The following is a 3,815-nucleotide window of genomic DNA, read 5'->3' as shown; positions in this document are numbered from 1 at the left end:
TAAGGGATGAAAGAAAGCTATTACCTGTAGTAAATTCTCTATATACAATAATGATTTGAGGCTTTGATAGGATAGAAGAGTTAAAACAACTTCCCCTTTCTTGTGACTTCTACCCTGTCTGATTTTAAGGGTGGAGGCCATAAGATGAAACAGAAAGGACATAAAAAAAGGATGCATAACATCCTTTTTTTATAAAACCACCTAAAACCTAAACTTATATGACCTATTGATCATGTACCAAAGATAGCAGGTGCTTATTCAGCAAATAGATGGTATTTTAATTAGATCCTACATCTGTGAGAAGAGAGCAGCATTGGCAAGTAAAACAGCTCTTGAAAAGCCTCATAACGAGCAGTTGTATTCCATAGAAGGGCTCCTCTTGATTGCTTGATGCAATGCTCTAAAAAAAAGACAAACGTATAGTAACCGGTCTGCCTATCCGGGTTGCCCAAAAGCATGTACTACAACTGTAAGTAGTGAGGTTAAAAAGAAGAATATTTACCTTTTAGTCTTTCAATTACAGGGCTTTATGGGAGAAATAACTTCCCCTTTCAGGTAACATATCAACATTGCCTGGGAAAATCACACCTGTATTTTTTCCTTGAACTCTTTCCGAAAACCGGGGCCTGACCGACAACACTCTATAAAAATTTCGGATATAACTCACCCTTATCTACCTATCTCTACTGATTTTGAAGCAGTCATTCCCCTTGATGCTCTATGGCTAGAGGTAGATGATCCGCAATTGTTCATTAGCATAGCCCAACTCGAAAGTAATTACTAGTGAATGCTTACATACATATGCACCTTTTCGACTTTTAGGGTATATATAGATCAAATTTACAAGTATGGCTTTATTTAAATCATCCAATCCAGCATTAGATTCTGAGGTTTTTACTCGTCACGTTAATCCCTTTGGAGATCATCAGCAGACTACTGTCATGACTATTGGAGGTACAGTCAATAAAATAGCTGTCCTTTTACTTTTAGTGGTAGGTTCTGCCATCATTACCTGGACTATGTACTTTCAGGCAGCAACCCTTGTGCCTACCTTTATGATGATAGGGGGCATCGGTGGGTTTATCCTTGCACTTGTGACCATCTTTAAAAAAGAATACTCTCCGGTAACGGCTCCGATCTATGCCGTTTTGGAAGGATTATTTTTAGGAGGTGTCTCTGCTTTTTTTGAAGCACAATTTTCAGGTATTGTCTTTCAGGCAGTCTTGTTAACCATGGGAACCCTTCTTAGCTTATTGTTTATTTATAAATCGGGCTTAATTAACGTTACGGAAAATTTCAAATTAGGTGTAGCGGCTGCCACTGGCGGTATTGCTCTTGTATACTTGATCTCTTTTGGCATGAGTTTGTTTGGTTCAACCATGCCCTATATTCATGAGAGTGGGCTGATAGGGATTGGATTTAGCTTATTTGTGGTAGTCATTGCAGCCTTGAATCTGGTAATGGATTTTGATTTCATCGAACAAGGGGCAGAACAAAAAGCGCCTAAGTATATGGAATGGTATGCCGCTTTTGGGTTGATGGTTACCCTGATCTGGTTGTATATAGAGTTTTTACGGTTGTTGTCTAAACTACGAGACTAAGCTAGGCTTTAGCTCGCCGGTTAGTATCACCAAGGGAAGCTGAGTGCTTCCCTTGGTGATGCCTTTTAAAGCAAGAATCATCCAATAAACAGCACAGCCAACCCACTACAACAATAGCTGGGGCAACAAGCTTTGTAAATTGCCCGAATTCTTTGATAAACGAACTACTGTATGAGATGTAGTTTTATAGAAAAGAAAGGGCAAGAGGGGGAATAAATAGTGCTTCTATTCCTACATTAAAAATGATCTTTTCACCTCTTGCCCACTTTTTTATTGTAAGTAGAAATAAAATGGGTGGTTAAAATAACTCCCCTTTTCTTGAAACTGTAATTATGGGCAAGAAGAAAAGTATAGTCTTCATAGCTTTTTATTATAACTTTTATTTTCTCCTTTTGACCATATTTTTATATAGATATTGTTATACCTAAGGAAAATTTTGTCAACTTCTAGAAGGAGAAGAGCGAATCAGGTTGAGAATTATAAGGTGAAATAAAAAATTAATATGGATTATCAAACAGCTGTGCTGCACAAAGAAATGAATCAGCACTTAATTGGACAACCATACAAAGGATCTACTATTGATGAAATCATTATTTTTCCTACTGATCAGGGAGCCTTCAAAAATTTTATAGATTTATATTCAAAAGATGAGGCAGCTGATAAATGTTTACAACCATTCAAGCATTTAGATTTACAAGTAGCCTTTGTAGTTAATAAAAGAAAATACCGTCAAACTGGAATATTATTTTATACTAGTCTAGAAAAACTCAAACAAGAAGGATTTTCAGTTATTACCATTGCCACTTAATTGACTTATGACCCTATCCCTACTTTTCTCTAATCAATACTTAATAGATAAACGGATCGGGTATGACATCCCGGTCAGGCTAAGGAGTTGTTAAGCAGGTATTATCTGGAGAAAAGCAAGGAAAAACCTATAAGGGTAGGGATATTATTAACTTATTCAGTAAAGGCTTTGATATAAACCATCCAAATATTGCCCTTGGTATCCGGATATAAGGATACTTCTTTTAGGCCTGCTATATTTTTGTAGATTCTTGTGCCTCTCTTATCGAAATAGGGGGTTAGCTCTTTGAGACCAAAGAAATTAATAAACTCTTCCATCGTTTTATTGTGTCTGTTGGTGATCGTAATCCAATCAGCTGTATTATCTATATAAATGATTTCAATGTCGCCATTTTGATACGTATACTTACGGCTTTTATGATCAGTGGGCGTTTTAACCGCTTCTTTCTTCCCTGGCCGACCCAGTACATGCTCAACAGCTTGAGGGTTTCTTCCAATTATAGCACCGATACTATCCATCATCTTACTTATCTAATCATAAGGAGTAGCTTTCTACTCAAAAAGCATTACGTATTAAAATATATATGCTAGCAGCAAAGTAAAGAACCATAAGAAGGCTTTAGAAACAACAACCTCAACACTTTATTCACTAAGTTAATATGTTAATGGGTTGTTTACACTATTGGTATCCGAAACGTTCGTAAGACCCCCTGTTTTTCGGACAGAAATAGAAAAAAAATGTATTTACTTTAGTAGTAAAGATAGTATCGGTTGAAGTTTCAGCAAAAGGGGAGTTAATATTACCACATCTATTTTGCATCTTTTTACAAAAGCAAAAAAGCCAGTCTCAATTAGTCATTGGCTCCATTGCAGCATTTTGCAGTGGACAAAAGTACATTGAGCTCAACATTGGTCAATACCTTATCTGCTTTTCCCAGCGACAGCCCTTTCCAAGCCTCGATAGAAAGAATACACCTTTACATCCATCCCGGCAACGGCTTGCATGAGTTCTTCAGAGGGATTGCCATATATCTCTGAAGAAAAATCGCCTAGTGCCTGAATTTTCCCAAGTACCTCTCCCAGATTAGCTATATGTGCAAGCAGAGCATTGGAATCCGTGAATGTTTCCCTGATCACACACTCAGTTTGATCTGAGTTAAAAAACCAATCATATTGCAACGCATTTGGCTCATTTTCTTGAACGAGAGAAATACATTCATTGGCCAATGTTTTAAATGCTTCGAGTTTACCCTTATGGATTTGAAATCTAGAGGTAAGTTGTAGACCTTTCATAATAATTTAAAGTTTTGCGGTGGAGGGAATAAGAAAAAAGCTTATTAAGACTCAGTACTCTAAGTACATGTCAAAAGTTGAATGTATTTAAGTACAATCTGATCATCGTGCTTG

General features: G+C 36.9%; 4 protein-coding genes. 2 read left to right on the top strand and 2 right to left on the bottom strand.

Annotation, left to right across the window (positions count from 1 at the left end; all coding sequences use genetic code 11):
* Positions 1-848 precede the first annotated feature (848 nt).
* Both Q0590_RS36840 and Q0590_RS36835 read left to right on the top strand, forming a co-directional pair.
* Positions 849-1,601: a Bax inhibitor-1/YccA family protein gene (locus Q0590_RS36840; RefSeq protein WP_302042690.1), complete on the top strand. Its 753-nt coding sequence runs from the start codon at positions 849-851 to the stop codon at positions 1,599-1,601.
* Positions 1,602-2,103: 502 nt separating this feature from the next.
* The gene (locus Q0590_RS36835; protein ID WP_302042689.1) at positions 2,104-2,409 is read left to right on the top strand and encodes a hypothetical protein; all 306 of its coding nucleotides are present in this window, start codon (positions 2,104-2,106) and stop codon (positions 2,407-2,409) included.
* Positions 2,410-2,561: 152 nt separating this feature from the next.
* On the opposite strand, the gene Q0590_RS36830 is transcribed toward Q0590_RS36835, so the two are convergent.
* Both Q0590_RS36830 and Q0590_RS36825 read right to left on the bottom strand, forming a co-directional pair.
* Entirely contained in the window at positions 2,562-2,930 is a 369-nt protein-coding gene (locus Q0590_RS36830; RefSeq protein ID WP_302042688.1) for a hypothetical protein, read from the bottom strand.
* 399 nt (positions 2,931-3,329) lie between these two features.
* Positions 3,330-3,701, bottom strand: coding sequence for a putative quinol monooxygenase (locus Q0590_RS36825; RefSeq protein WP_302042687.1), 372 nt, complete (start codon positions 3,699-3,701; stop codon positions 3,330-3,332).
* Positions 3,702-3,815 lie beyond the last annotated feature (114 nt).

Origin of the sequence: Rhodocytophaga aerolata (genome assembly GCF_030503435.1) — a bacterium.
GTDB lineage: Bacteria > Bacteroidota > Bacteroidia > Cytophagales > 172606-1 > Rhodocytophaga > Rhodocytophaga aerolata.
The sequence above is the reverse complement of the archived record's forward strand: the minus strand, read 5'-3'. Positions and strand labels throughout refer to the sequence as shown.